Annotated in this window: 18 protein-coding genes; 10 read left to right on the plus strand and 8 right to left on the minus strand. The window is 51.0% G+C overall.

The window, feature by feature from the left end; all coding sequences use genetic code 11:
- Nucleotides 1–9: 9 nt before the first annotated feature.
- Entirely contained in the window at nt 10–1,386 is a 1,377-nt protein-coding gene (locus IQ268_RS13340; RefSeq protein WP_193879487.1) for a GntP family permease, read from the minus strand.
- 388 nt (nt 1,387–1,774) lie between these two features.
- Here IQ268_RS13340 and gntT point away from each other — a divergent pair, with 388 nt between their 5' ends.
- Entirely contained in the window at nt 1,775–3,136 is a 1,362-nt protein-coding gene (gene gntT, locus IQ268_RS13345; RefSeq protein WP_193879488.1) for a guanitoxin biosynthesis MATE family efflux transporter GntT, read from the plus strand.
- A gap of 97 nt (nt 3,137–3,233) precedes the next feature.
- Entirely contained in the window at nt 3,234–3,440 is a 207-nt protein-coding gene (locus IQ268_RS13350) for a hypothetical protein (protein ID WP_193879489.1), read from the plus strand.
- A 173-nt stretch (nt 3,441–3,613) separates the two neighbouring features.
- On the opposite strand, the gene rodA is transcribed toward IQ268_RS13350, so the two are convergent.
- Nucleotides 3,614–4,867, minus strand: coding sequence for a rod shape-determining protein RodA (gene rodA, locus IQ268_RS13355; protein WP_193879490.1), 1,254 nt, complete (start codon nt 4,865–4,867; stop codon nt 3,614–3,616).
- A gap of 264 nt (nt 4,868–5,131) precedes the next feature.
- Here rodA and IQ268_RS13360 point away from each other — a divergent pair, with 264 nt between their 5' ends.
- A complete protein-coding gene (locus IQ268_RS13360) occupies nt 5,132–5,887 on the plus strand; it encodes an SDR family NAD(P)-dependent oxidoreductase (RefSeq protein ID WP_193879491.1) in 756 nt (251 codons plus the stop codon).
- A gap of 164 nt (nt 5,888–6,051) precedes the next feature.
- Here IQ268_RS13360 and IQ268_RS13365 read toward each other — a convergent pair whose 3' ends face one another.
- A complete protein-coding gene (locus IQ268_RS13365; RefSeq protein WP_193879492.1) occupies nt 6,052–6,999 on the minus strand; it encodes a sugar-binding transcriptional regulator in 948 nt (315 codons plus the stop codon).
- Nucleotides 7,000–7,233: 234 nt separating this feature from the next.
- Nucleotides 7,234–8,031, minus strand: a complete 798-nt coding sequence (locus tag IQ268_RS13370; protein ID WP_193879493.1) for an SDR family NAD(P)-dependent oxidoreductase — start codon at nt 8,029–8,031, stop codon at nt 7,234–7,236.
- A gap of 161 nt (nt 8,032–8,192) precedes the next feature.
- Here IQ268_RS13370 and IQ268_RS13375 point away from each other — a divergent pair, with 161 nt between their 5' ends.
- From IQ268_RS13375 to IQ268_RS13395, 5 genes are all read left to right on the plus strand, one after another.
- A complete protein-coding gene (locus tag IQ268_RS13375; protein WP_193879494.1) occupies nt 8,193–9,539 on the plus strand; it encodes a sugar ABC transporter substrate-binding protein in 1,347 nt (448 codons plus the stop codon).
- A 173-nt stretch (nt 9,540–9,712) separates the two neighbouring features.
- Complete coding sequence (locus IQ268_RS13380; protein ID WP_193879495.1) at nt 9,713–10,618, plus strand: carbohydrate ABC transporter permease; 906 nt, start codon at nt 9,713–9,715, stop codon at nt 10,616–10,618.
- A gap of 14 nt (nt 10,619–10,632) precedes the next feature.
- Entirely contained in the window at nt 10,633–11,472 is an 840-nt protein-coding gene (locus IQ268_RS13385; RefSeq protein ID WP_193879496.1) for a carbohydrate ABC transporter permease, read from the plus strand.
- 37 nt (nt 11,473–11,509) lie between these two features.
- Complete coding sequence (locus IQ268_RS13390; RefSeq protein WP_193879497.1) at nt 11,510–12,625, plus strand: ABC transporter ATP-binding protein; 1,116 nt, start codon at nt 11,510–11,512, stop codon at nt 12,623–12,625.
- Between the two features lie 73 nt (nt 12,626–12,698).
- Nucleotides 12,699–14,198 carry a mannitol dehydrogenase family protein gene (locus IQ268_RS13395; protein ID WP_193879499.1) on the plus strand — a complete coding sequence of 500 codons (1,500 nt, stop codon included), beginning with the start codon at nt 12,699–12,701 and terminating at the stop codon, nt 14,196–14,198.
- Nucleotides 14,199–15,128: 930 nt separating this feature from the next.
- On the opposite strand, the gene IQ268_RS13400 is transcribed toward IQ268_RS13395, so the two are convergent.
- The 3 genes from IQ268_RS13400 to IQ268_RS13410 all read right to left on the minus strand — a co-directional run bounded on the left by IQ268_RS13400 (nt 15,129) and on the right by IQ268_RS13410 (nt 17,743).
- A complete protein-coding gene (locus IQ268_RS13400; protein ID WP_370584662.1) occupies nt 15,129–15,941 on the minus strand; it encodes a TlyA family RNA methyltransferase in 813 nt (270 codons plus the stop codon).
- Nucleotides 15,942–15,954: 13 nt separating this feature from the next.
- On the minus strand, nt 15,955–16,650 hold the full coding sequence (locus IQ268_RS13405) for a Uma2 family endonuclease (protein ID WP_193879503.1): 696 nt from the start codon (nt 16,648–16,650) through the stop codon (nt 15,955–15,957).
- Nucleotides 16,651–16,834: 184 nt separating this feature from the next.
- Entirely contained in the window at nt 16,835–17,743 is a 909-nt protein-coding gene (locus IQ268_RS13410) for a helix-turn-helix domain-containing protein (RefSeq protein ID WP_193879505.1), read from the minus strand.
- Between the two features lie 164 nt (nt 17,744–17,907).
- On the opposite strand from IQ268_RS13410, the gene IQ268_RS13415 reads away from it, so the two are divergent.
- Nucleotides 17,908–19,299: an MATE family efflux transporter gene (locus tag IQ268_RS13415; protein ID WP_193879507.1), complete on the plus strand. Its 1,392-nt coding sequence runs from the start codon at nt 17,908–17,910 to the stop codon at nt 19,297–19,299.
- 103 nt (nt 19,300–19,402) lie between these two features.
- Complete coding sequence (gene msrA / locus IQ268_RS13420) at nt 19,403–20,065, plus strand: peptide-methionine (S)-S-oxide reductase MsrA (protein ID WP_193879508.1); 663 nt, start codon at nt 19,403–19,405, stop codon at nt 20,063–20,065.
- A 105-nt stretch (nt 20,066–20,170) separates the two neighbouring features.
- Here the strand turns inward: msrA and IQ268_RS13425 are convergent, their stop codons facing one another.
- The gene (locus IQ268_RS13425; protein ID WP_193879510.1) at nt 20,171–22,867 is read right to left on the minus strand and encodes an EAL domain-containing protein; all 2,697 of its coding nucleotides are present in this window, start codon (nt 22,865–22,867) and stop codon (nt 20,171–20,173) included.
- Between the last annotated feature and the right edge of the window lie 27 nt (nt 22,868–22,894).

Below are 22,894 nucleotides of genomic sequence, written 5' to 3' on the forward strand. Positions count from 1 at the left end.
CTCGGTTCCTCACACAAAGAAACTAATGATCAAGACAACAATGAACCCGGTTAACCCAATCAGGGTTTCCATTACTGTCCATGATTTAAGGGTATTACTTTCGCTCATGCCTAAGTAACGGCTAACCAGCCAGAAACCAGAATCGTTCACATGGGAAAGAACAGTGGCACCGGAGGCAATGGCGATCGTCACCAGTCCCACCAGAGGCGCTGAGTAGGTACCAGTTTGTAGAATGGGGGCAACCAGGCCAGCCGCCGTTACCATTGAAACGGTTGCCGAACCCTGGGAAACGCGCACTGCCGTTGCCAGCAGAAACGCCAATACGATGATCGGTAGATTGAAGGTGGCCATAGCACCCGCCAATGCTTCCCCCACACCACTTTCTACCAGAACTCGACCCAGAACCCCACCAGCGCCAGTGACCAGGATAATCAACCCAACTGGTTCTAGCGATTTAGTAGCAATTCGCTGAATCTCGCTGGATGTCATACCGCGTTGCGTACCCAAGAAGTAGAACGAGAGCAGTGCAGCAACAATCAGCGCCACAAACGGGTGTCCAATGAAACCCAGCAGATTGCGAACAACATTCCCTTCTGGCAGCAAAATGCCCGAAATGGTATTGAGCAGGATAAGCACCAGGGGAACGGCAATGAGCGTCACCAACAGCCCAAAACTGGGTGGTTCGATGGCGGCTTGTTTTGCCATAACGGCATCTTCTGCCCCTTCATCTCGCTCCTGTTCAATTTTCATGTACTCAGGAACCGTGAGATGAATTTGACCGCCGATGTATTTGCCAAAGAGGACACCACCAATGATCATGGCGGGTATGCCAGCGATGATACCAAACAAAATGACCCAGCCTAAGTCGGCACCCAATAAGGAGGCAACGGCAACCGGGCCGGGCGTTGGAGGAATATAACTGTGGGCGATCGCCAACCCTGCCGCCAGCGGAATTGCATAATACAGAAGAGACTTCTTCGTCCGTTCTGCCAAGCCATAAATTAGCGGGATTAGAATAATCAAGCCCACGTCGAAAAACACAGGAATGGCGACCAAAAATCCGGTTAAGCCCAATGCCCACTGCGCTCGATCTTCACCAAACTTAGCGACCAGCGTTCGAGCCAGTTGTTCTGCTCCACCCGAAACTCGCAGCATCTCGCCAAACATGGTACCCAAGCCCACCACAATGGCGATAAATCCCAGGGTGTTTCCCATCCCGGTTTGGATCACCCCTGTGATTTCGTTGAGCGGAATTCCCCCTGCTAAGGCCACGAAAAAACTGGCAATTAATAGTGAAACAAATGCTTGTAGTCGCAAACCAATAACGAGAAATAGCAGCAATGCAATACCCAGCACCGCCACAAGAATCAATACTCCTGGTGACATGACTTTTATCGTCAAAAGCTCTACATTTTTCCATTTTGGAACGAATACAGCGGCAGAAAAATAAATTAATTTGTAGTGTAGAGAAAATATGTCTTTAGGCTTATTCCTTCTGACGCGAATTCAATCAAAAAGCCAGTTTTTTAAGCAAAATTCACCTGCTTGGGGCAGGGCTATAAACAAAGATGACATGAAAGTTAACAGGAAGAATCAACAATCAATTAGTAGAAACCAGCGTTGTGTTAACGCTAAGTTCATCTCAATTGAAGGCATTATTTTTTCGTTCCACTCTATTTTTAGTGGAGAAATAGGCGATCGTTCAATTGTGACAATATGATGACTTTCTTCTCATCAAGCGACCGTATTACCTCTGGCATCTACCGCTTTTGCAATGACCCCAATTCAATTTCGTCTGCGTTTTTTTCGATTGGCTCTGGTCAATATCCTGGCTAATTTATTAGTTCCCCTGGCCGGATTAGTAGACACGGCGTTCCTCGGTCACTTAGCCGATATTCGGCATCTGGCTGGTGTGGCACTGGCAACGGTGCTATTTAACTATATTTATTGGACGTTTGGCTTTTTACGCATGGCGACCACGGGAACTACTGCTCAAGCGCAAGGACGGCAAGACGACTGGCTGGTGATGCTAATTGGGGTACGAAATGCCAGCATTGCCATCGTCCTGGGAGGAATTATTTTACTGTTGCAATACCCGATTAGAGAGCTGGGGTTTGTGCTGTTGAGTGCGACTCCAGAGGTGAAAGCGTCGGGTCAGGCGTATTATGACGCAATGATCTGGGGGGCACCCGCCACGTTGCTCAACTTTGTGCTAATCGGTTGGTTTTTAGGCCGCGAGCAGGGCGGGAAAGTGTTCGTTTTGTCTGCTGTTTCTAGCGGTGCCAATGTGGGATTAGACTACTGGTTCATTACTCAGTTGGGCTGGGCGAGTGCGGGTGCGGGTGCGGCTACAGCCATGAGCCAGTATTTGGCGGTGTGGGTGGGTTTAGGGTTTATCTGGTATGAACTGCCCCAACTGCGATCGCGTCTGGCACCCACTGCGGTATTCGCCCCATCTTCCTCTCTGATGCAGCAGATTATTGACCCGGTGGCATTAAAGGCTGCCTTTACGCTTAACCGCGATATCTTAATCCGCACCTTTGCGTTGGTGTCAACCTTTGCCCTGTTTACCAACATTAGCGCCACGTTGGGCACCGTGATATTAGCCGCTAACACCGTGCTAATGCAGGTTGTATCGTTAGCCGCCTATTTTGTTGATGGGTTAGCCTTTGCCACAGAGAGCTTTGCTGGCACCTTTCGCGGGCAACGATCGATCGCGCAGTTATCGTCGTTGGTGCGGCTAGCAGGAAGCATTAGCTTACTGTTGGGACTGGCCTTTGCTGTTGGGTTTATTCTGCTGCCGGAGTCACTGTTTGGTCTGCTGACCAGCCATGCGGATGTGTTGGCTCAAATTCGTCGTTCGGTGTGGTGGTTGCTGCCAGTGTTGGGGTTTGGTTCCCTGGCCTATATGCTCGACGGCTATTTTCTGGGGCTAACCGAAGGGCGAGCGTTGCGGCAATCGACCCTGGCAGCCGCTATTGTGGGCTGTGTCCCGATGGCGATCGCGGCCTGGCAGTTTCCCAGCACTCAGTTATTGTGGTTTGCCCTGACCCTATTTATGGCAACACGGGCAATTACGCTAGGCTGGCGCGTCCCTCGAACCCTGGTTGATGACACATATTCTAATCCAGATTAAACCAGCGCTGGTTTGAGCGGTACGATGGGCGATCGCCTCGCATAGTTTTTCAAACACCACCCTATTGATCCTCAGATGTTTCTGGCGTTTGAGGATTATGATGAGCCGCAACCTTACTGCTAGTCTGCTGCTGGCTCTGCTGCAACTAGGACTCTTCAGCCCGGTGTTATCCCCGGCTCTGGCTCTGGTTGATTTGGATCAGCCCACGATCGTATCCCCTTCGCTGGCAGGGGCGATCGCGGCTGACTTTGTGCCACCCAATCGGGGCATTCCAGAACGGCGGCAAGGGGGCGGCACTCGCTGAGATCTTAACCCGATAATGACCCACTACCCGATAACGACCCACTCTTACAGCCATTTTCATTTGCATTCACCACGCCTCAAACCCTACACTCCGCACCCATCCTGGCGAGACTGTGGCTGACTCGATTGAGAACTGCTGTAATGGGTGTTCTCTGCCCTGCATTCAGCAATGGCTTAAAATTTGAGCCGTTTGCGGTAATTGTAGACCGATTCGACTAACCCAATGGCAATGAAATTAGTTAACAGTGCCGATCGCCCATAACTGAGCCAGGGTAACGGAATACCCGCCACTGGAGCCAACCCTACCGTCATGCCAATGTTGACCAAAACCTGAAACACAAGCATCGACAAAACACCGATCGCCAACAGCGACCCAAAATTATCTTTGGCATTTTGGGCAATAATCACCAACCGCAAGCAAACGAGCCAAAAGATGAGCAAAACGACCAGGGCTCCTACAAACCCCAATTCTTCGCCAATGGCTGAAAAAATAAAATCGGTATGCTGCTCTGGAATGAAATTGAGCTGGGTTTGGGTTCCTTGATTTAAACCTTGACCAAACAGCTGACCTGCCCCAATCGCAATGCGAGATTGAATCAGGTGATATCCTCCACCCAGCGGATCGCGGTGTGGATCAAGAAAGAGAATCAGGCGATCGCGCTGATAATCGTGCAGCAACTCCCACAGCAAGTGACCGATTCCACCTGCGATCAAGTTAATCGTGGTTGCACTAATGGTGCCAACCAACCGCCAGGGCAGCGATCGCCATGCCACAATGCCGACAATGCCAACCCAGACAAACCAGACATGGAGGCTGGCGCTAAACAATATGGCAGAGATTAACGGAGAAAAAAGGAGAACTAGCCAACCTGGGTTCATATTGCCCCAGTAGAGCATACCGAAGGTTATGGCACCAAAGACCAGAGAAGTGCCCAGATCCGGCTGAAGAAACACCAGTACCCAGGGAACCGCTGCAACCGCTAGAATTCGAGCAACCTGAGCAACTGAGGAAATTAACCGTTTCTGAATCAGTGAGGCCAGGGTAATAATTAGCCCAACCTTGGCAAACTCAGACGGTTGAATGTTAAAGCCGCCAATTGTAATCCAGCGTTGGGCACCCAGTTCAGTGGTGCCCACCACCATCACTGCCAACAGCAACAGGTTAGTGATGCCATAGATCAGCCAATGCCATCTCAGCATGACTTCGTAGCGCCATTGAGCGATCGCCAGCGCCAGGAGCACCCCAACGACACCGATGATCCAGTGCTGTCTCCAATCGATCCAGTCCTGGTTTAGCCCAACACTGCGAATCATCAAGCTACCCAGCACCGTTAAACCCAGCACCAACAGCAACAGAAACCAATCGGCTTCTTGCCAGGGAGCAGTGAGAAACCTCCAACGAATACGGCTGACGTTTTGTTTCAGCATGGTATCAATATGATGTACTAACTGCTGATCGTCAGCCTACCGTGTCTCGTCCCTTTTCATCACCTCCGGTTGCTAATTCAGGTGTGTCTTGATTCAATCTTTGTGATTGCGGCGATCGCCTAATCTGGAATAATACCTACGTTCACTCTGTTGTCTCGTTGGCAGAACTGGGTCATTCTTTGTTGCGATGCCTATAGACGCGGGTGCCTGATACACGCTGAACGCGGCTAACCAGCCTACTGATTCTTAAAAATGGGAGATCCTGTGAATCAATCGATCGCTAACCAAGTTGTTATTGTCACTGGAGCCGCACAGGGCATTGGGGAATGTGTTGCGCGGCATCTAGCCAGGCAGGGCGCAACCCTGGCGTTAGCAGATATTCAGGGAGATAAGGTGGCATCTGTGCAAACCAGCCTGTCCCAAACTGGCGTAAACGCTAAGTCGTATTATGTTGATATTGCCGATACGACAGTGGTAAAAGCGGCGATCGCCTCAATTCTGCACGATTTTGGCCGTATCGATGCCCTGGTAAATGTGGCGGGTCTTGATGCTCCTCCTGGCTTGGCCTGGGAAATCACAGAGGACGACTGGCGCCGAGTCATTGATGTAGACCTCAACGGCCAATGGTGGATGATTCAAGCGGTTTTGCCTCACATGATGGCACAGCGCAGCGGCAAAATTGTGACCATTAGCTCGATCTCGGCGCGGCGACCGTTTCCTGACCATACTCCGGCCTATGCGGCCGCTAAGGCGGGTTTAATTGGGCTAACCAACAGCCTTGCAACACAGCTTGAGGCTTACGGCATTTTGGTTAACTGCATTCTACCCGGCATGATCGGCACGGGTACCGACATCAATATGACCCAGGAAGAGAAAGACCAGTACCAGCAAACCTTTCCGCTGGGAATTGTGGGGCCAGAACCCGTAGCCAGTGCGGTGAGCTACCTGTTGGCCGAGTCGGGCGATTGGATCAGCGGCACAGCGATGAACGTGAGCGGTGGCGGCATCAGAGGCATTTAGCCGATATCATCTTGCCCTAATGTTTGCATGGACGGCAGGGTGCCAGCGTGCCTGAAGCGTACGGTGGGGAATTACTGCAACAGCAGCATCGTGGTTGGTCATACTCGTTCAGAGCCGCGATCAAACACTCTGCGTAGTAGTGCATCCAGTTCACCTGGCAATCCTTAACGTTTAGCCAGAATCACTTGAGCTGCTGCTTCATCGGTGATTAGACCTGTAATCAGCTTGCCTCGCAGAGCCGCCAGAATCGCTTCGGCTTTTTTGGCACTGCCTGCAACCCCCACAATCAGACGTTGGGCTGGTTGCTCTAGCGGAACACTGGCAACACGGGTATTGGTGCCCTCTTGAAGCAACACACCCTGCTGGTCGTAGGCCCATCCTGCAATCTCGCCGATCGCACCCAGTTCCATCAGTTCAGTAACCTCCTGATCATTAATGAAACCATCTTGATGTAAGGGGCCATTCCACGCCACCTGGCCAATGCCGATAAACGTAGACTTGGCTTGCTCTGCTAAAGTCTTGACGGTCAGGAACGATCGCTGCGTTTGCAACAGTTCCCGTTCTTCAACACTGGTTGCCACCACAGGCGTCGGCACTGGATACACCTGGGAACCGACTCGATCCGCCAGATGGATCACCACTTCATGCCGTCCGGCACGCCCATACTGAGACATGTTGCCAATGATTGACACAATTTTGTGCTGCGGTTGGTGCATGGATGGAATCTGCTCTACCACGGCTCGCAAGGTGCGCCCAGAGGAAAACGCAATAATGCTGGGGGTCTTGTTCACCAAATAGGATTCCAGATGCGTGGCGGCACAAACGCCAATTCCGTTCAAAGCCTCGCCGCTGCCTGCATCGGTGGGTACGACTTCACATAGCGAGAGGTCGAATTTGTCGCGCAGTAGTTCCGCCAGGGCAATACAGTCGCTGAGGGGGTGATCGAGCCGAAACTTGATCAGTTTTTCACTCACTGCCAATGCCACCAGGCGTTGTGCCGCCTGACGAGACAGGTTGAGCTTAGCTGCAATTTCCTCCTGGGTATTGCCAGCAATGTAGTAAAGCCAGGCCGCATGGGCAGCCTGATCTAATTTGCGATCGCGCCGTTCCATTCAGGTTCTCTCATTGCAGTTGAGGAAAAGGCGTGTTAAACACGATTTACCGATTGGGCATACATCTAAAGGCAGATTTTTTGCCCACGAAATATGTAACTTTTGTTACGGTTGCACTCCTAAAACGTTGATTTGAAGAAACCCTGCTGTAAGCAGCCCGTGCTGCATCAGAGCGAGACCCGAATACAAGTGTATAGCGTCAAGGTTGAACCATTGGCTGTCTCTGGTTTCCACCTACTGTCCACCTGTAATCTCCAGGTTAAACCCAGTCACATAGCTGGATTCATCGCTTATCAAAAAAGCAACTCCATTCGCTACATCGTCGAGACTGCCCAAACGGCGCATTGGCACTGAACCAATCATCTGCTGCTCTACCACCTTAGGGTCTGCATCGAAGTACTGCGAGCCAACTGCGGCCTGCAATTCAGTTTGCCGTGTCCACATCACACCCGGCCCAATGAGCGAGGGCGATAGTGCATTGACCCGAATACCATAGGGAGCCAGGTCTTTAGCAGCGGTTTGAGTGATGCCAATGACCGCAAACTTGGAGGCCGCATACGCCACCATGTTAGGAGGGCCAACGACTCCAGCGTAACTTGCCATGTTGACGATCGCTCCACCTCCTGCGTCTCGCATGTGTTGTGCTGCTGCCTTCAGCACGTGAAACACACCGCGCACGTTAATATCCATCACGGTTTGAAAGTCATCTTCAGGATACTCATCGGTTTTGGCAAACACCCCCTGATACCCGGCATTGTTGAAGACGTAATCAATTCGCCCCACCTGCTCGGCTGCGCTAGCAACCGCTTGCCTCACCTCGCCAGAATGAGTGACATCGCAACAGAAGGTTACAACTGGTACCTGGAATCGTGATAATTCGTGAACAACGTTTGCCATCTTTTCCGTGTTTAAATCCAGCAGAACAACGCCAGCACCATTGGCAGCAAAGCGTTGTGCCGTAGCGCGTCCAATATCTCCAGCCCCTCCTGTAATCAGGATGGTTTTGCCAGCAAACTCATAGGTTGCCTTCATTATTGCCTCTGTTTCTCATAAATATATGTTGCAAATGTCCTGGAACTGCTCAGTCCGCAGGGGAAGGACGGTATGATTTCAATTATTGAGCAAATGCTCAAGCAAAGGGCATAGTATCAACAACTGTTAATTTACTTTTTGATAATAAAAGGAGTCATCCGATGCGTACATTTCGCTTCACCAGAATGATCGCTGCTTTTCTGGCGGGAATTTTGCTGGTGCAGCTTCATGCCTGTGCAACCGGGTCTCAACAGGGCGGAACCACTACGCTGACGATCGCCACGGTCAATAACAACGACATGGTCATCATGCAGGATCTCTCAAGTCAGTTCGAAGAAGCCCATCCTGACATCAATTTGCAGTGGGTTGTCTTAGAGGAAAACGTGTTGCGCCAGCGTGTGACCAACGACATTGCTAACCGTGGTGGTCAATTCGACATCCTCACCATTGGCACCTACGAGACACCCATTTGGGCGAAACAAGGTTGGCTATTGCCCTTGGAGAATCTGCCAGAGGACTACAACGTAGAAGACATCTTGCCGCCGGTGCGTGAAGCGTTGTCCTATGAAGATCAACTCTTCGCGCTACCCTTCTACGCCGAGAGTTCCATGCTGTATTACCGCACCGATTTATTTGAGGAAGCCGGTATCACGATGCCAGAGCAGCCCACCTACACCCAGGTCAGGCAGTGGGCAGAGCAAATTCACGACCCATCTAATGGAGTGTATGGGATTTGTCTACGTGGCAAACCCGGTTGGGGCGAGAACATGGCGTTCTTCACCACGCTGGTTAATACCTTTGGTGGCAAGTGGTTTGATACAAATTGGCAGCCCGATTTAAGCAGCCCTGAGTGGAATGAAGCGTTAACCTATTATGTTGATCTGCTCGGACAGTATGGCCCACCAGGAGCCAGTTCCAATGGTTTCAATGAAAATCTAGCGTTGTTCTCGACGGGTAATTGCGGTATGTGGATTGATGCCACCGTGGCAGCGGGTAAGCTCGCCGATCCGGATGAGTCACAAGTGGCTGATACGGTTGGCTTTGCTCGTGCCCCAGTTGCAGACTATCCGAATGGTTCAAACTGGCTATGGGCATGGTCTCTCGCCATTCCCTCCTCTACGCGATCGCCAGAAGCCGCGCAGCAATTTATCACATGGGCCACCTCACAGGAATACGTTCAACTGGTGGCAGAAGAACGGGGTTGGGTGGCAGCACCTCCGGGAACACGGCAATCCACTTACGATAATCCGAGCTATCAAGAAGCGGCTCCATTTGCTGAGATCGTGCTGAACTCGATTCAGGCTGCCGATCCCAGCAAACCAACGGTTGATCCAGTGCCGTATCAGGGCATTCAATTTGTCGCTATTCCAGAGTTTCAAGCGTTGGGTACCCAGGTTGGGCAAACGGTTGCTGCCGCATTGACGAAGCAGGTGTCTGTGGATCAGGCGTTGCAGCAAGCGCAAACCACCACTGAGCAGACTATGCAACGAGCCGGATATATCCAGTAAAGCGTTTATGATGTAGGGCTTATTCTGGTAAGTCCCTGACGTTAACGGGGCAGGCTCCATGTCTGCCCTTCCTCCCAAACTAATGAGGGCTGTCGCTAGAACCAGGATCTGCACCTCTAGTCAGTTAGCCCTACCCGTATCACGGTCGCCACTATTCTATTACTCCTGACGCTATGTCTTCTACCCTGGCAGTTAAGCCTCACAACAAAGCGACTTCAACGCGACAGGTAGCCACTCTGCCCCTGGTTGGGCCTTCGGTCATTGTTCTGCTGATCTGGATGATTGTGCCATTGGTAATGACGCTGTGGTTTTCGCTACAGCGGTATAACCTCCTCAATCCAGATGCCAGCGGCTTCGCAGGGTTGGCAAACTATACCTCTTTGCTCTCCACCTCCTCGTTGTGGATTTCTATCTACAATACGCTGGTGCTGGTTGGTTCTGTACTGGTTATCACGATCGCGCTAGGCACCTTGCTGGCAGTGTTGTTTAATGAGGAATTTTGGGGGCGCAGTATTGCCCGGTTACTGGCGATCGCTCCTTTCTTCGTGATGCCAACCGTGAGCGCCTTGATCTGGAAAAACCTGCTGATGCATCCAGTCAACGGCCTGTTTGCCTATGTTACTCGCTCCCTGGGATTAGGGGCGATCGACTGGTTTTCCCAGTACCCGATGCTGTCGGTTATTTTAATTGTGTCCTGGGAATGGCTCCCGTTTGCCTTATTGATTCTGCTAACCGCTATTCAATCGTTGGATCACGAACAGGTTGAAGCGGCACGGATGGATGGAGCCAAAGCAACCGACATTTTCCGGTATATCACGTTGCCCCATCTGGGTCGGGCGATCGCCGTTCTCGCCATGATCGAGACGATTTTCTTTCTAACCATTTTCGCCGAAATTTTTGTTACTACATCAGGTGGCCCAGGATTGGCAACCACCAACCTGGCCTATTTCATCTTTGTCAGAGCGCTATTTGAGTTTGATGTGGGTGGGGCTTCTGCTGCCGGGTTAATTGCGGTCGTCCTTGCCAACATTGTGGCAATTTTCTTGATGCGTCTCGTTGCCCGCAATCTGGATGTTTAGCTGGATATTTAATCATGGCACCAACGTCACCACAGGCTTCTAAGCTTTATCGTCGCTTATTCGTTACCCTATTGGGCTGGTTAGCAGCGGGTATCCTGTTTTTCCCGATCTTCTGGATGTTTCTAACGAGCTTAAAAACAGAAGCCGCAGCCATTTCCCTACCGCCTCAGATCTTCTTCCAGCCGACGCTAGAGAACTACGTCAACATTCAAGAACGGGCAGACTATTTCGCGTTTGCTATGAACAGCGTTGTGATCTCTGTCGGCTCTACCCTGCTAGCGCTGCTGCTGGCGATTCCTGCCGCCTATGCCATGGCATTCTTTCCCACTAAACGCACGAAAGGAACCTTGCTGTGGATGCTATCAACCAAGATGTTGCCTCCGGTTGGCGTGCTGGTACCCATTTATATTCTGTTTCGTGATTCTGGCCTTTTAGATACGCGTATCGGCCTTGCCCTCATTTACACCCTGATCAATTTGCCGATTGTGGTCTGGATGATCTACACCTTCTTCAAAGATGTGCCCAAAGACATTTTGGAAGCGGGACGCATGGATGGTGCTTCTACCCAGCAAGAAGTCTTTCATGTTTTGTTACCTCTGGCCTTGCCCGGAATTGCGTCAACGGCGTTGCTTGCCATCATTCTGTCCTGGAATGAAGCGTTTTGGAGTCTGAATTTAACGACGGCTCGTTCTGCTCCACTGACAACCTTCATTGCGTCCTTTTCCAGTCCTCAGGGGTTGTTTTGGGCGCAGCTTTCCGCCGCTTCATCCATGGCGATCGCCCCCATTCTCATTTTTGGCTGGCTCAGCCAGCGACAATTGGTTCGTGGTCTCACCTTTGGTGCTGTGAAATAGTCATCTGCTCATTTTGAATGCATGGTAGGAGTCTTTCATGTCCACTGTTACGTTACGCGATATTCGCAAGCAATACACCGATGTTGATGTGATTAAAGGGGTCAACCTGGACATCAATGACCGCGAGTTTGTAGTGTTTGTGGGGCCATCGGGTTGTGGTAAATCGACCCTGCTCCGCATGATTGCCGGGTTGGAAGAAATTACCTCTGGTGATTTGTTGATCGACGGAGAACGGATGAATGATGTGCCGCCCGATAAGCGGGGGTTGGCAATGGTGTTTCAAACCTATGCGCTGTATCCGCATATGACAGTGGCAGAAAACATGGCGTTTAGTCTGCGATTGGCAGGAGTGCCCAAGGCTAAACGCCATGAACGAGCGCGAGAAGTGGGTCGTATTTTACAACTCGAACCGCTGCTCGATCGAAAACCGAGAGCGCTATCCGGAGGGCAACGACAGCGGGTGGCGATCGGTCGGGCACTGGTTCGTAATCCGAAGGTCTTTCTGTTTGATGAACCCCTCTCCAACCTGGATGCCGCGTTGCGGGTGCAAATGCGAATTGAACTCGCCAGCCTGCATGACAGCCTGCAATCCACCATGATCTATGTGACGCACGACCAGGTGGAGGCGATGACGCTTGCCAGCAAAATTGTGGTCTTGCAAAGCGGCGTAATTGAACAGGTCGGCTCACCGCTGGAACTCTATCACCACCCTCGCAACCTATTTGTGGCCGGATTCATTGGTTCCCCCCGGATGAACTTTTTATCGGTCACGGTTACAGATGTGAGCCAACGAACCACGACCGTCCAACTCCCTGGAGGCGAAACCGTTACGGTTCCCGTTCAGCCGAACCGTCTGGCCGTGGGTGATAGAGCAACGTTGGGTATTCGTCCCGAACATTTACGGCTCGATCAAACTCAAGCCAACCTCAAGGGTGAGGTGATGGTGGTGGAGCGGCTTGGGGGAGAAACCTATGCCTATGTCAAGCTTCCTGGCGGCGATGGCGATACCCTGGTGGTGCAAACCGAGGGAGACAGCGCTATTCAGATGCATGAACTGATTCCGATCTACATCAAAGGCGATCGCTGCCATTTATTTGATGCTCAGGGTGAAGCTATCCCTAAAGCCGAACTGCATCCGCTCGCCCATTTATGAGGGGTTGTACCGCTGTTTAGGAACTGGATTTTACAACTCAGCTATCAATTCTTGTAGATATTGATTGACGATCATGAATAGCTATACCCGCACAGGTTCAGCCATCAAGCTGAACGAGACATCTCTGTCGCGCTTGTCCGATTCCGTTCATATTCCCCAGTACGATCGCCATCAACTCACCAATGGCATTGTCCATATTGGGGTGGGTGGATTTCATCGAGCGCATCAAGCCTTGTATCTAGATCAGTATTTTCATCAAACCGCCGATCGGCAGTGGGGCATTTGTGGGGTGGGCTTGCTGGAGTATGACCAGCGAATGCGAGAGGCGCTGCAATCCCAGGACTGTTTGTATACGCTGGTTGAGCGGTCACCCGAGGGCGATCGCGCTCGCATCATTGGTGCCATTACCCAATACCTGTTTGCCCCAGACAATCGGCAGGCGGTAATTGATGTGATGGCTAACCCGGCCTGTAAGATTGTTACTCTGACGATTACAGAAGGGGGCTATTACTACATTGAGGGCACGGGTGAATTTGATGCCCAGCATCCTACAATTCAGCACGACCTCCAGCACCCCGATCAGCCCATTGGCGTGTTTGGCTATTTGACGGCCGCCCTCAAACAGCGTCGCCAGAGAGGACTACCGCCGTTTACCGTTTTGTCCTGCGACAACTTACAGGGCAATGGCAACATTGCGCGAAACATGCTGACGGCCTTTGCCAACCTGCACGAGCCAGATCTGGGACAATGGGTTGCCGAGCAGGTTTCATTTCCCAATAGTATGGTCGATCGGATCACGCCTGCGACTACCAGCGCTGATATTGCAATGGTGGCCGAACAGTTTGGTATTGATGATGCTTTCCCTGTAGTGGCAGAACCGTTTATTCAGTGGGTAATTGAAGACAATTTTTGTGCAGGTAGACCCGATTTAGAAGCGGTTGGGGTACAGATGACCCAGGATGTTCATCCCTATGAGATGATGAAGATCCGCCTGCTCAATGCCAGTCATCTGCTCATTGGTTACCTTGGCTCATTGATGGGTTATACCTATGTGCATGAAGTTATGGCCGATCCATTGATTCGGCAAGCGGTCGATCGCTTGATGGACGAAGTGACATCAACACTCCAACCCGTTTCTGGTATTGATCTGGATGAATACAAACAGACGTTAGTAGAGCGCTTTGCCAATCCCAAGATTCGCGATCAATTGCCGCGCCTTTGCCTCAATAGCTCTGCTAAAATGCCCAAATTTGTGCTGGGTTCACTGCGAGATAAACTGCGGCAGGATGGGGCGATCGACTACATGAGCCTGACGATCGCTGCCTGGTTTCGTTACCTCAAGGGACAGGATGATCGGGGCAACGCTATCCCCATAGATGACCCAATGGCAGATGTTCTCACGCAACAGGCGCAATCGGGCGGCTCTGATCCTCAACCTTTGTTCGGCCTGTCCGAAATTTTTGGTGACTTACCGCAGTCGGCACGGTTAGTTGAAACCGTTGCTCATCAACTTCACAGTTTATATGAAGTGGGTACTAAAGAAACCCTCTCAAAACTCATGCAGGTACATTAGCAAATGGGGCGGAATGTGGGGTGAGGGGTATGGTGACATTGCTGGGTTAGCCAGGGTTTTGCTACGTTGAAATCTGCCGATTAACATTGCTTGAGGCTCTATATACCTGGAACGTTAGAGACATCAAAAATTGCTGTCTAAGCGTGGGATGTTTTTACCCAAAACGGGCAATGTAGACCTAGCAATGTTGTTTGGGCAACCGAACGTTGCCGTGTTCTGCATCTTTTATGAGGCGGAACACGTACTTGAATGGCTCTAGTCAATACCCTCTGATGTCACGACCAAGATATTCTGTTTACATCAATACTCCCTACCGTGTGGATGAGCATCGTACGTCTGAAAACTACTGGCAAATGGTAGCTTTATGTTACCTGGAGAACGCCAAAAATGAATCGATTGGGTATGGCCTGGTTTGTAACCTGACATGAATACCATTGCTGTGGGCGAGCAAAGAGCCAGCAGAGAGCCAGTAGAGATGGTATTGCTGTACCAATAGGCGGCGATGCCCGTCAAACAAAAGCCCCAGCCGGAGCTGGGGCTAAATAAGTAGGAGAAAACCTAAGCTTTGTCATTGTAGTGAGAGGAGAGTTAACTCAACGAAGCGAGCTAGCTCACTGCAACGACAATTAACGAGATACAGATGCTAGAAGTGTTGCGATCGCACCGTTAAGGTAAGCGATCGTTACTCTTCAAAAGCATGATTTACATCATACAAACCTTGAGTTCGGCAGCATCGCCATAAAGGATGATGCGTTCATCGCTGGTAAAGCGTCTGAAATTACTTGCTTGCTTGCAACCGTATGTAAACAAAGGTAACAAGTTTGTTGCAATAAGTCAATAGAACTTGACGCAAAAGAATCTGCGGTCACGGGCAGTTCGAGTGACAATCAGCACGTTTAAGCTATCCTCTAACGGTCGGCTAGAAAGCCATCACGTTAATTGCCGTTGCGCCATTTGGGTAAGCTGCTGAATGGTTGCCAAATCGGGCGTTGGGCGATCGCTCTCCATGTTCAACCACAGCAAATATTCAATATTGCCAGCAGGCCCTACCAGGGGTGACCAGGTCAGATCGCCATAGTTCCAGCCGAGCGCTTGGGCAGACTGCAACACCTGAGCGATCGCCCACGCCTGATCTTTTGCCTCGCGTACCACTCCCTTTTTACCCACTTTCTCTTTGCCTACTTCAAACTGGGGCTTTACCAACAGCACCACTTCACGCGGCGGTTGCAGCAATTGCCACAGCGCAGGCAGGATTTTGGTCAACGAAATAAAGGACACATCGGCCACCCCAAAATCGGGGTATGGCTGGTCGGCGGCGTACAAATCGGCAGGCGTGAGATGACGAATATTGGTTCTTTCTTTTAGAACCACACGCGGATCTTGGCGCAATGTCCAGGCGACCTGTCCATACCCCACATCCACGCCATACACCTGTTTTGCTTCGGCTTGCAGCAAACAGTCGGTGAAGCCCCCGGTTGAAATACCCGCATCTAAACAAATCCGTCCTGCAACCGTAATCTGAAACGCCTGCAAGGCTTTAATCAACTTCTCGCCGCCTCTAGACACATAGGGCGATCGCGCCTTCACTTCAACGGATGCGGTGGTTTCGACCTCTGTGCCCGGTTTGTCAATCACCTGATGATTGACCTTTACTTCGCCTGCCCGAATTAGCCGTTGGGCTTGCTGCCGGGAATCGCACAGTTCAAGCTCTACTAAAAGGGTATCCAATCGCTGCTTAGCCAAGGTTTTAGTCGGGTTAGTCATTTATAAGGTCAATTGGGTCAATGCCTGCGGCTTTAAGGCGGTCTGCCAGGGCTTGCGATCGCCGCTGTTCTTCAGCCAGGGCAGCTTCTGCTGCTTCTGCCCGTTGCCGTTCGGCAGCGGCTTGCTGAGCAATTTCGCTATAGCTCAGGAATCTTGCGCCATCGGGACGATACAGTTGTAACGGTTCAACAGACGGCTCAAAGCGAATACCGAGCCTGGGGCTGACCCAACCAGCGATTGGTTCAATGGCATCCAACAGACCATCCGTTCGCTGCCATCCGGTCAATTCATTTGTGTCTGGATTGTAGATGTAATACTCTTCTACACCATGACGGTCATAAAACAACAGCTTTTTATCCATTTCAACGGCTGTGTTGCTGGGTGACAGGATTTCGAACACCACTTGTGGCGGCATGTTATTTTCCTCCCACTGCTTGTAGGAACCGCGATCGCCTTTTGGTCTACCCAAGGCCACCATCACATCGGGTGCCGTACACAGTTTGTTGTTGCCTTCCACCGGATACCACAGCAAATCCCCTGCCACAAACACCTCTGGATAGTCGGCAAATAGCCATTCTAAGTTCTGTTGAATGACAACAATCCACCGAAACTGCCGGGTATTATCTGCCACGGGTTTACCGTCACTGTCTGGATAGGTGATGCCTGACGATTCTAGTTGGGAAACCATAATTGGGATCTCCGCGACGCTCTAGCCCTAGCTTACTGCGATCGATTCAGTGGTGCTGAATGCAGGTTATAACTCTTTGAGAGGTCATGCCGTGTTGCCACGCCCCCAATCCTGCGGCACCTTGAAGGGTTGGAAGTTTCCGGGCTGAGGACGAATTCATACCGTGGCCGCAACGCACAAGAATCTACAGCCAGGAGCGATCGCCCGATCTGATTCGGAATGCTTTAGGAGTCATTCCTGTATGCTGGCGAAACCATTTACCCAGGTGGCTATGGCTACTAAATCCAGACAACAACGCAATGTCTACCACGGGCAAATCTGTTGTTTGAAGTAGCTGTTTTGCACGTTCTACTCGTTGCTGAAGCACATATCGGTAAGGTGATACTCCCGTTGATTGCTTGAAGAGCCGACTAAAATGAAACTGGCTGAGTCCCACTAATTTAGCTAAATCAAACAGTTGAATATCATCTGCTAACCGATCGCTGATGTAATCCGTGACTTGAAGCAGTTGATAATGACTCAACCCTCCTTGATATCCAGCAATACAGGGTTGTTCAGCAGAATAATGTCTGAGCAGGTGGACGGCTAGCACATTGGTCAGCGATTCGACATAAAGCTGCCCTGCCGCTCCACCATTACGGAGTTCGCTTAAGAGCATCATCCCAATCTGTTCAATCTCTAGATTTCTGGCTCTAAATTCTGGTAACAGTTCGATGCAATTCGAGCTAACTTCACTTTGAGCAACCTGGTTTAGAAATTCAGATCTCACCCGAATTCGCAAATATCGATCGTCCTGATTCCATTGGCTAATGAGCAATGACTCAGCCGGGGCAATGGTTAGATCGCCTTTGGTGAAGAGGCCAATGTGACGGCGATCGCCCATCTTTTGCGATAACTGAGATGAACGCTGATTCAGCGATAAACAAAGCGTGTGTTCCGTTGCACTTTGATAGATCTCCTCACCTGGCGGTTGATGAAACTCCTCAACCAGAATGTTCTTCCAACCATACTCTCGACTAGAAACGAGCGGGGGTTGAAGCCCGTTTTGGGGCGATCGCACTGTTTTCGTGGAGGAGGGTAGGGCTGATGGCATCGCAGAAACCTTTCTACACACGTCGCTAACTGGAGTTTAGCGTCACAACGGCGTGCTGTAAAAAACTCGCAGCAAGATCGTGTTAGTGAAGCAACGTTTGAGTAGTCTGCCGCTGTTGGTTTCTTTAAATTGTAGGTCGTGAATCACGGGAAGAAGACACGGCAATGGGCTCTAAAGCAGGCATTCGATCAAACAGCGGAATAGAAGTCCGAGCATTTTTCCAGCTTGCTATCCCGCTCGCTAGTGCTCAAGTTGCCCAAGCCGCTGTTGGGTTTGTCGATACGATCATGATGGGACAGTTGGGAACAGAGAGTTTGGCCGCTGGGGGGCTTGCTTCAACAACCTTTCAGCTTCTATTGAATACGGCAAGCGGCATTGTCATGGCTGTGAGTCCATTAGTGGCTGAGGCATATGGAGCTGGGCGAAAAGCGCAGATCGAGCAAATTGCCCGCCAGGGAGTGTGGCTATCGCTGTTTCTCGGTATTGCCATGATGGTGGTCGTTAGCCATCTAGATGCCTTGCTGCTGTTGCTAGGGCAGCCAGCCGCGATCGCCACCCTTGCAGATCCCTATTTCAACTTCATTTTGTGGGGAATCGTTCCAGCGTTAGGGTTTGCCATGCTACGAGGCTATGTTTCGGCACTCTCTCAAGCCCATATTGTGACCGCGATCGTCATGGTTGGAACGCTATTCAACATCACAGGCAATTATGTTTTGGGATTCGGTAAGTTTGGCTTTCCACGAATGGAGTTAGCAGGGTTGGGATTAGCTAGTGGCCTCAGTTTCTGGCTGATGTTTCTGCTGTTCCTGATGTATACGCTTCACCATCCGCAGTTGAAGGAGTACCGATTCTTACAACATGTACGTCAATTGAACCCCCAAATTATTCGACAATTATTTGCCATTGGAATAGCGATCGCGGTCACTATTGCCCTGGAATATGGCTTGTTTGCGGTTGTCACATTTCTAATGGGTCTCCTGGGAACCGAAATGTTGGCAGCCCATCAAACGGTTTATCAAACCATGTACATCATTTTTATGGTGCCGTTGGGAATGTCTTACGCCGTCACGGCTCGTGTGGGTCAATGGTTTGGGCAGCAGGATGTTCAAGGGGCACGACGAGCCGGGTATGTTGGCATCACCATTGCCGCCATATTTATGCTCTTTACGGCGATCGCGCTAGTGGCCTATCGTCGGCAAGTCATCGGAATGTATCTCGACATTCACGATCCAGCTAATGCCAGTGTCCTGGCTCTGGCGGTGCCAATGCTGATGATCTCAGCCCTGGCACAACTGCTAGACGGTGTGCAACGAGTTGCAATGGGTGCATTATATGGACTTCAAGATACGCGTGTACCCATGCTGCTGAGCGGCTTTGCATTTTGGGGCATCGGGCTGACTAGCGGATATGGGTTGGGATTTCCTCTGGGGCTGGAAGGTGTAGGCTTGTGGATGGGGCAATCGATCGGAGTTGCTGTCGCTGGAGTGCTGTTTGTGTGGCGTTTTCATCAGTTGACGAGTCGAGGAATCTACATTCGCTCTAAGAGGATGCTTTAACCATCCATTTTTTGCGTCATCTGGCGCGATCGCACAGCGTCAGAGCAAGGAAATATCTACAATAAAGGGGTAAAGGTATCTTAACGATCGAGCATTAACAGCCATGGTTCTATTTGGATTTGGGAAGAAGAAGCTCACCCTACCAACGCCGGAAGAAGCCCTGCCGGGGCGGGCAGAACCGATGAAGGTTCCCGCTGCTCACCACGTCAACGGCAATCCGCTGAAACCTCCCTTTCCCGACGGTATGGACGTTGCAATGTTTGGGATGGGCTGTTTTTGGGGAGCCGAGCGCAAGTTTTGGCAGCAAGATGGAGTGTTTACAACGGCAGTTGGTTATGCCGCTGGCACTACACCAAACCCCACCTACGATGAAGTTTGCTCTGGTATGACCGGACATAACGAAGTGGTTTATGTGGTGTACGACCCCAAGCAAGTGAGCTATGAAACTCTGCTGAAGGTCTTCTGGGAAAACCATAACCCAACCCAGGGAATGCGTCAGGGCAACGATACAGGAACTCAGTATCGCTCTGGAATCTATACCTATTCGGAGGAACAGCGCCAATTAGCCGAAGCGTCGCATGAGGCATACCAGGCGGCACTGAGCAAAGCAGGCTACGGCACCATCACCACCGAAATTTTGGACGCGCCTGAGTTTTACTATGCCGAAGGCTATCACCAGCAATATCTGGCGAAGAATCCGGGTGGCTACTGTGGCTTGGGCGGCACCAGCGTCGCCTGTCCGGTGGGGCTGTTCTCAGAAGCATAGAGCATTGTATTAGCCGCATCGTGTTAGCCGTCTGAGTGGCAACCCATAGCGAAAGCAAAGCATTCCACTGGAATGCTTTTTTTTGAGATGTCTTCTGGTGGAAGATCAGGCGTACCCCAGGAAATGGTTGGCATAGCGAAATTTGGAAAATGGTTGCGATCGCGCCCGGAGTGGATTCACCAAACAGCTTGATAAAAGATGGGTGAGCTTGCTTGCTGGCAGTGGTTGACTAAAAAAGAAGCCCTGGGCGCTATCGCACTCAATTGTTTGCAGAAAGTCGAGCTGCTCTTTGGTTTCAACCCCTTCGGCTAGTACCTTGAGCTGCAATCCTTTCCCCAAAGCAACCACCGCTTTGGCGATCGCTGCGTCGCTGGAGCTATGCACCAAATCGCGCACAAACGATTGGTCGATCTTCAACGTCTGTAGAGGAAAATGCTTAATCGAATTGAGCGACGAATACCCTGTGCCAAAATCATCCATTGTGATTTGCAATCCAATCTGCCGCAATTGCTTTAGCACCGAGATTGAAAATGGCACATCTTGCATTGCCACACTCTCAGTCACCTCTACCTCTAGATAATTGGGATCGGCTTTTGTCTGCTCGATGGTTTGCATCATGCTGTTAATCAGGTTGGGTTGCTGAAACTGCCGTGCCGAGAGATTAATGGCCACCCGAATGGGCGGCAACCCGGCCAAGCGCCAGAGCCGCTGTTGCTGACAGGCGGCTCGCAACACCCACTCGCCAATTTCGCAAATCAACCCGGTTTCTTCAGCCAGCGGAATAAAGTTTCCTGGCGACACAAAGCCCAATCGGGGATGATGCCACCGAATCAGCGCTTCTAATCCGGTAATTTCCTGACTGGTAATATCCACTTGCGGCTGGTAATACAGCTCAAACTCTTCTTTTAGCAGTGCCTTACGCAAATCGGCTTCCAGCGCCAGCTTGGCTAGCGCCTGGTGATTCATTTCCCTTGAAAAGAGTTGATAGTTGTTTTTGCCCTGTTGTTTAGCTTGATACATGGCGGCATCTGCATGTTTCAACAGGGTTTCGGCATCATCGCCATCGTAGGGGCTGAGCGCAATTCCTAAACTGGCCGTAATATACAGCTCTTGCTCTTCTACCCAGAAGGGCGTGTTAAGACGACTCAGGATGCGTTGTGAGATTCGCGTCACGTCTTCAGCAGACTTCAAATGCGGCAATAGCAGAGTGAACTCGTCGCCACCCCAACGGGCGATCGCATCCCCTTCGCGGAGACAGTGCTGCACTCGTTCGGCCACTTGCCGCAGAAGCTGGTCACCTGTAGCGTGCCCCAAGGTATCGTTGACAGCCTTGAACCGATCGAGATCGAGAAAAGCCACCCCCACCATTTCATCCCGTTGTTTAGCATTGACAAGCGCCAGGGAGAGCTGTTCGTCGAACAAGAGCCGATTGGGCAAATTGGTCAGGGCATCGTGCGATGCCTGATAGCGAATCATCGATTCGACCCGCTTTTGCGTCACAGACATATAAAGGTGCAGCCCAATAGATTGCGCTAGCTTGATTTCATCTACTTGCCACACCGGAGATTGGTCGGCTTTTAGCTCTCGCCATGCTTCAAATGAGGCTCTTGGCCTCTGGTTGCGCTCGTCGCGATCGCGACGACCTGCCCAAACAATTTCGGTATCATAGCCGTTCCGAAAAATGCTTAAACAGCCAACAAACTGGTTGTGAAAATGCAGCGGGATAATAGCGATCGCCCGAATCGGAGTCGTTTCAAAGGCGGCGGCAATTGGATAAAGCTGAGGGTGCTGGCGCAGAAAAGGAAGCGTATAAAGACAGGGTGACCCGTGCAAATTCCAGTCGGTCTGGTGCTGCATCAGCAATGTTTCTCGGAGCGATCGCGTCTCTTGTTCAAACAAAACCGCAACCGAATTGGGCGGTGCCGTTTCCTCCAATTCCGTTTGCATCAACTCAACGGCATCTGTACTCGCGTACCAGCGTGCCATTTGCCGCCATAAATGCTGTTCTTCAATGAGCGACTGAGTCGGTTGTTCACCGACCACGTACAGTTGAGCGGGTTCTCCAGTGGGTTCGGCCACGATATAAAGCCTGCCGCCAGAACCACGTAGTGCTGTAACGGCTGCATCCAGTACCCCCTGCCGAATTTGGGCAATGTTCAGCGGGCAGTGCAGCAAACTGCTGATTTGATTGACGGTAGCCTCGTGGTGGGCTTGCTGCCACGCCTGAGACAACAGATTGGCTTGAGCGATCGCGATTGAAACTTGATCAATCAGCAGTTGCACAATTTGAAGTTCCCGTTCCGAAAAGGGATGCGTTTCGGAGTGATGAGCCACCAACAGCCCCCAGAGCTGGTTTTGATGCAAAATCGGCACAGTAAGCGAAGCAACGACTCCCATTGCGGTCAAGTATTGAGCATGGCATGGGTCAACGGCAGCGTAGCGAACGTCGTTAACCAGCAAACTTTCTCCCGTTTCGGGGCAGTCCAACAAATGAAGTGTTCTGCGTTGAATGCCTACGTCAACAATCACCCGTTGGCGAGCCTTGAGAAACAGCTCTCTTGCATGAAGCGGAATATCCTCTGCTGGAAATCTTAAATTGAGCAGAGACGGCAGGCGGGTGCCGTCGATCGACTCTGCAATTACTTCTCCGCTGCTATCGGTGTCAAATCGGTAGATTTTAACGCGATCGATCTCTAAAAAAGACCGAATTTCTTGTACAGCCGTTGCCAAAATTTCTGGCAATTCTAACGATTGACGAATACGATTGGTGAGCTGGTGAAGCAAATGCTCGCGATAGGACATATAGGTGACACTGACTAGCGATTGGAA

Source organism: Oculatella sp. LEGE 06141, from assembly GCF_015207605.1.
Lineage (GTDB): Bacteria > Cyanobacteriota > Cyanobacteriia > Elainellales > Elainellaceae > Oculatella.

Bases quoted from the DNA above. Each gene is read 5' to 3' on its own strand.
- IQ268_RS13340 (WP_193879487.1), bottom strand. From the start codon at position 1,386: ATGTCACCAGGAGTATTGATTCTTGTGGCGGTGCTGGGTATTGCATTG.
- gntT (WP_193879488.1), top strand. From the start codon at position 1,775: ATGACCCCAATTCAATTTCGTCTGCGTTTTTTTCGATTGGCTCTGGTC.
- IQ268_RS13350 (WP_193879489.1), top strand. From the start codon at position 3,234: ATGATGAGCCGCAACCTTACTGCTAGTCTGCTGCTGGCTCTGCTGCAA.
- rodA (WP_193879490.1), bottom strand. From the start codon at position 4,867: ATGCTGAAACAAAACGTCAGCCGTATTCGTTGGAGGTTTCTCACTGCT.
- IQ268_RS13365 (WP_193879492.1), bottom strand. From the start codon at position 6,999: ATGGAACGGCGCGATCGCAAATTAGATCAGGCTGCCCATGCGGCCTGG.
- IQ268_RS13370 (WP_193879493.1), bottom strand. From the start codon at position 8,031: ATGAAGGCAACCTATGAGTTTGCTGGCAAAACCATCCTGATTACAGGA.
- IQ268_RS13375 (WP_193879494.1), top strand. From the start codon at position 8,193: ATGCGTACATTTCGCTTCACCAGAATGATCGCTGCTTTTCTGGCGGGA.
- IQ268_RS13380 (WP_193879495.1), top strand. From the start codon at position 9,713: ATGTCTTCTACCCTGGCAGTTAAGCCTCACAACAAAGCGACTTCAACG.
- IQ268_RS13385 (WP_193879496.1), top strand. From the start codon at position 10,633: ATGGCACCAACGTCACCACAGGCTTCTAAGCTTTATCGTCGCTTATTC.
- IQ268_RS13390 (WP_193879497.1), top strand. From the start codon at position 11,510: ATGTCCACTGTTACGTTACGCGATATTCGCAAGCAATACACCGATGTT.
- IQ268_RS13395 (WP_193879499.1), top strand. From the start codon at position 12,699: ATGAATAGCTATACCCGCACAGGTTCAGCCATCAAGCTGAACGAGACA.
- IQ268_RS13405 (WP_193879503.1), bottom strand. From the start codon at position 16,650: ATGGTTTCCCAACTAGAATCGTCAGGCATCACCTATCCAGACAGTGAC.
- IQ268_RS13410 (WP_193879505.1), bottom strand. From the start codon at position 17,743: ATGCCATCAGCCCTACCCTCCTCCACGAAAACAGTGCGATCGCCCCAA.
- IQ268_RS13415 (WP_193879507.1), top strand. From the start codon at position 17,908: ATGGGCTCTAAAGCAGGCATTCGATCAAACAGCGGAATAGAAGTCCGA.
- msrA (WP_193879508.1), top strand. From the start codon at position 19,403: ATGGTTCTATTTGGATTTGGGAAGAAGAAGCTCACCCTACCAACGCCG.
- IQ268_RS13425 (WP_193879510.1), bottom strand. From the start codon at position 22,867: ATGTCCTATCGCGAGCATTTGCTTCACCAGCTCACCAATCGTATTCGT.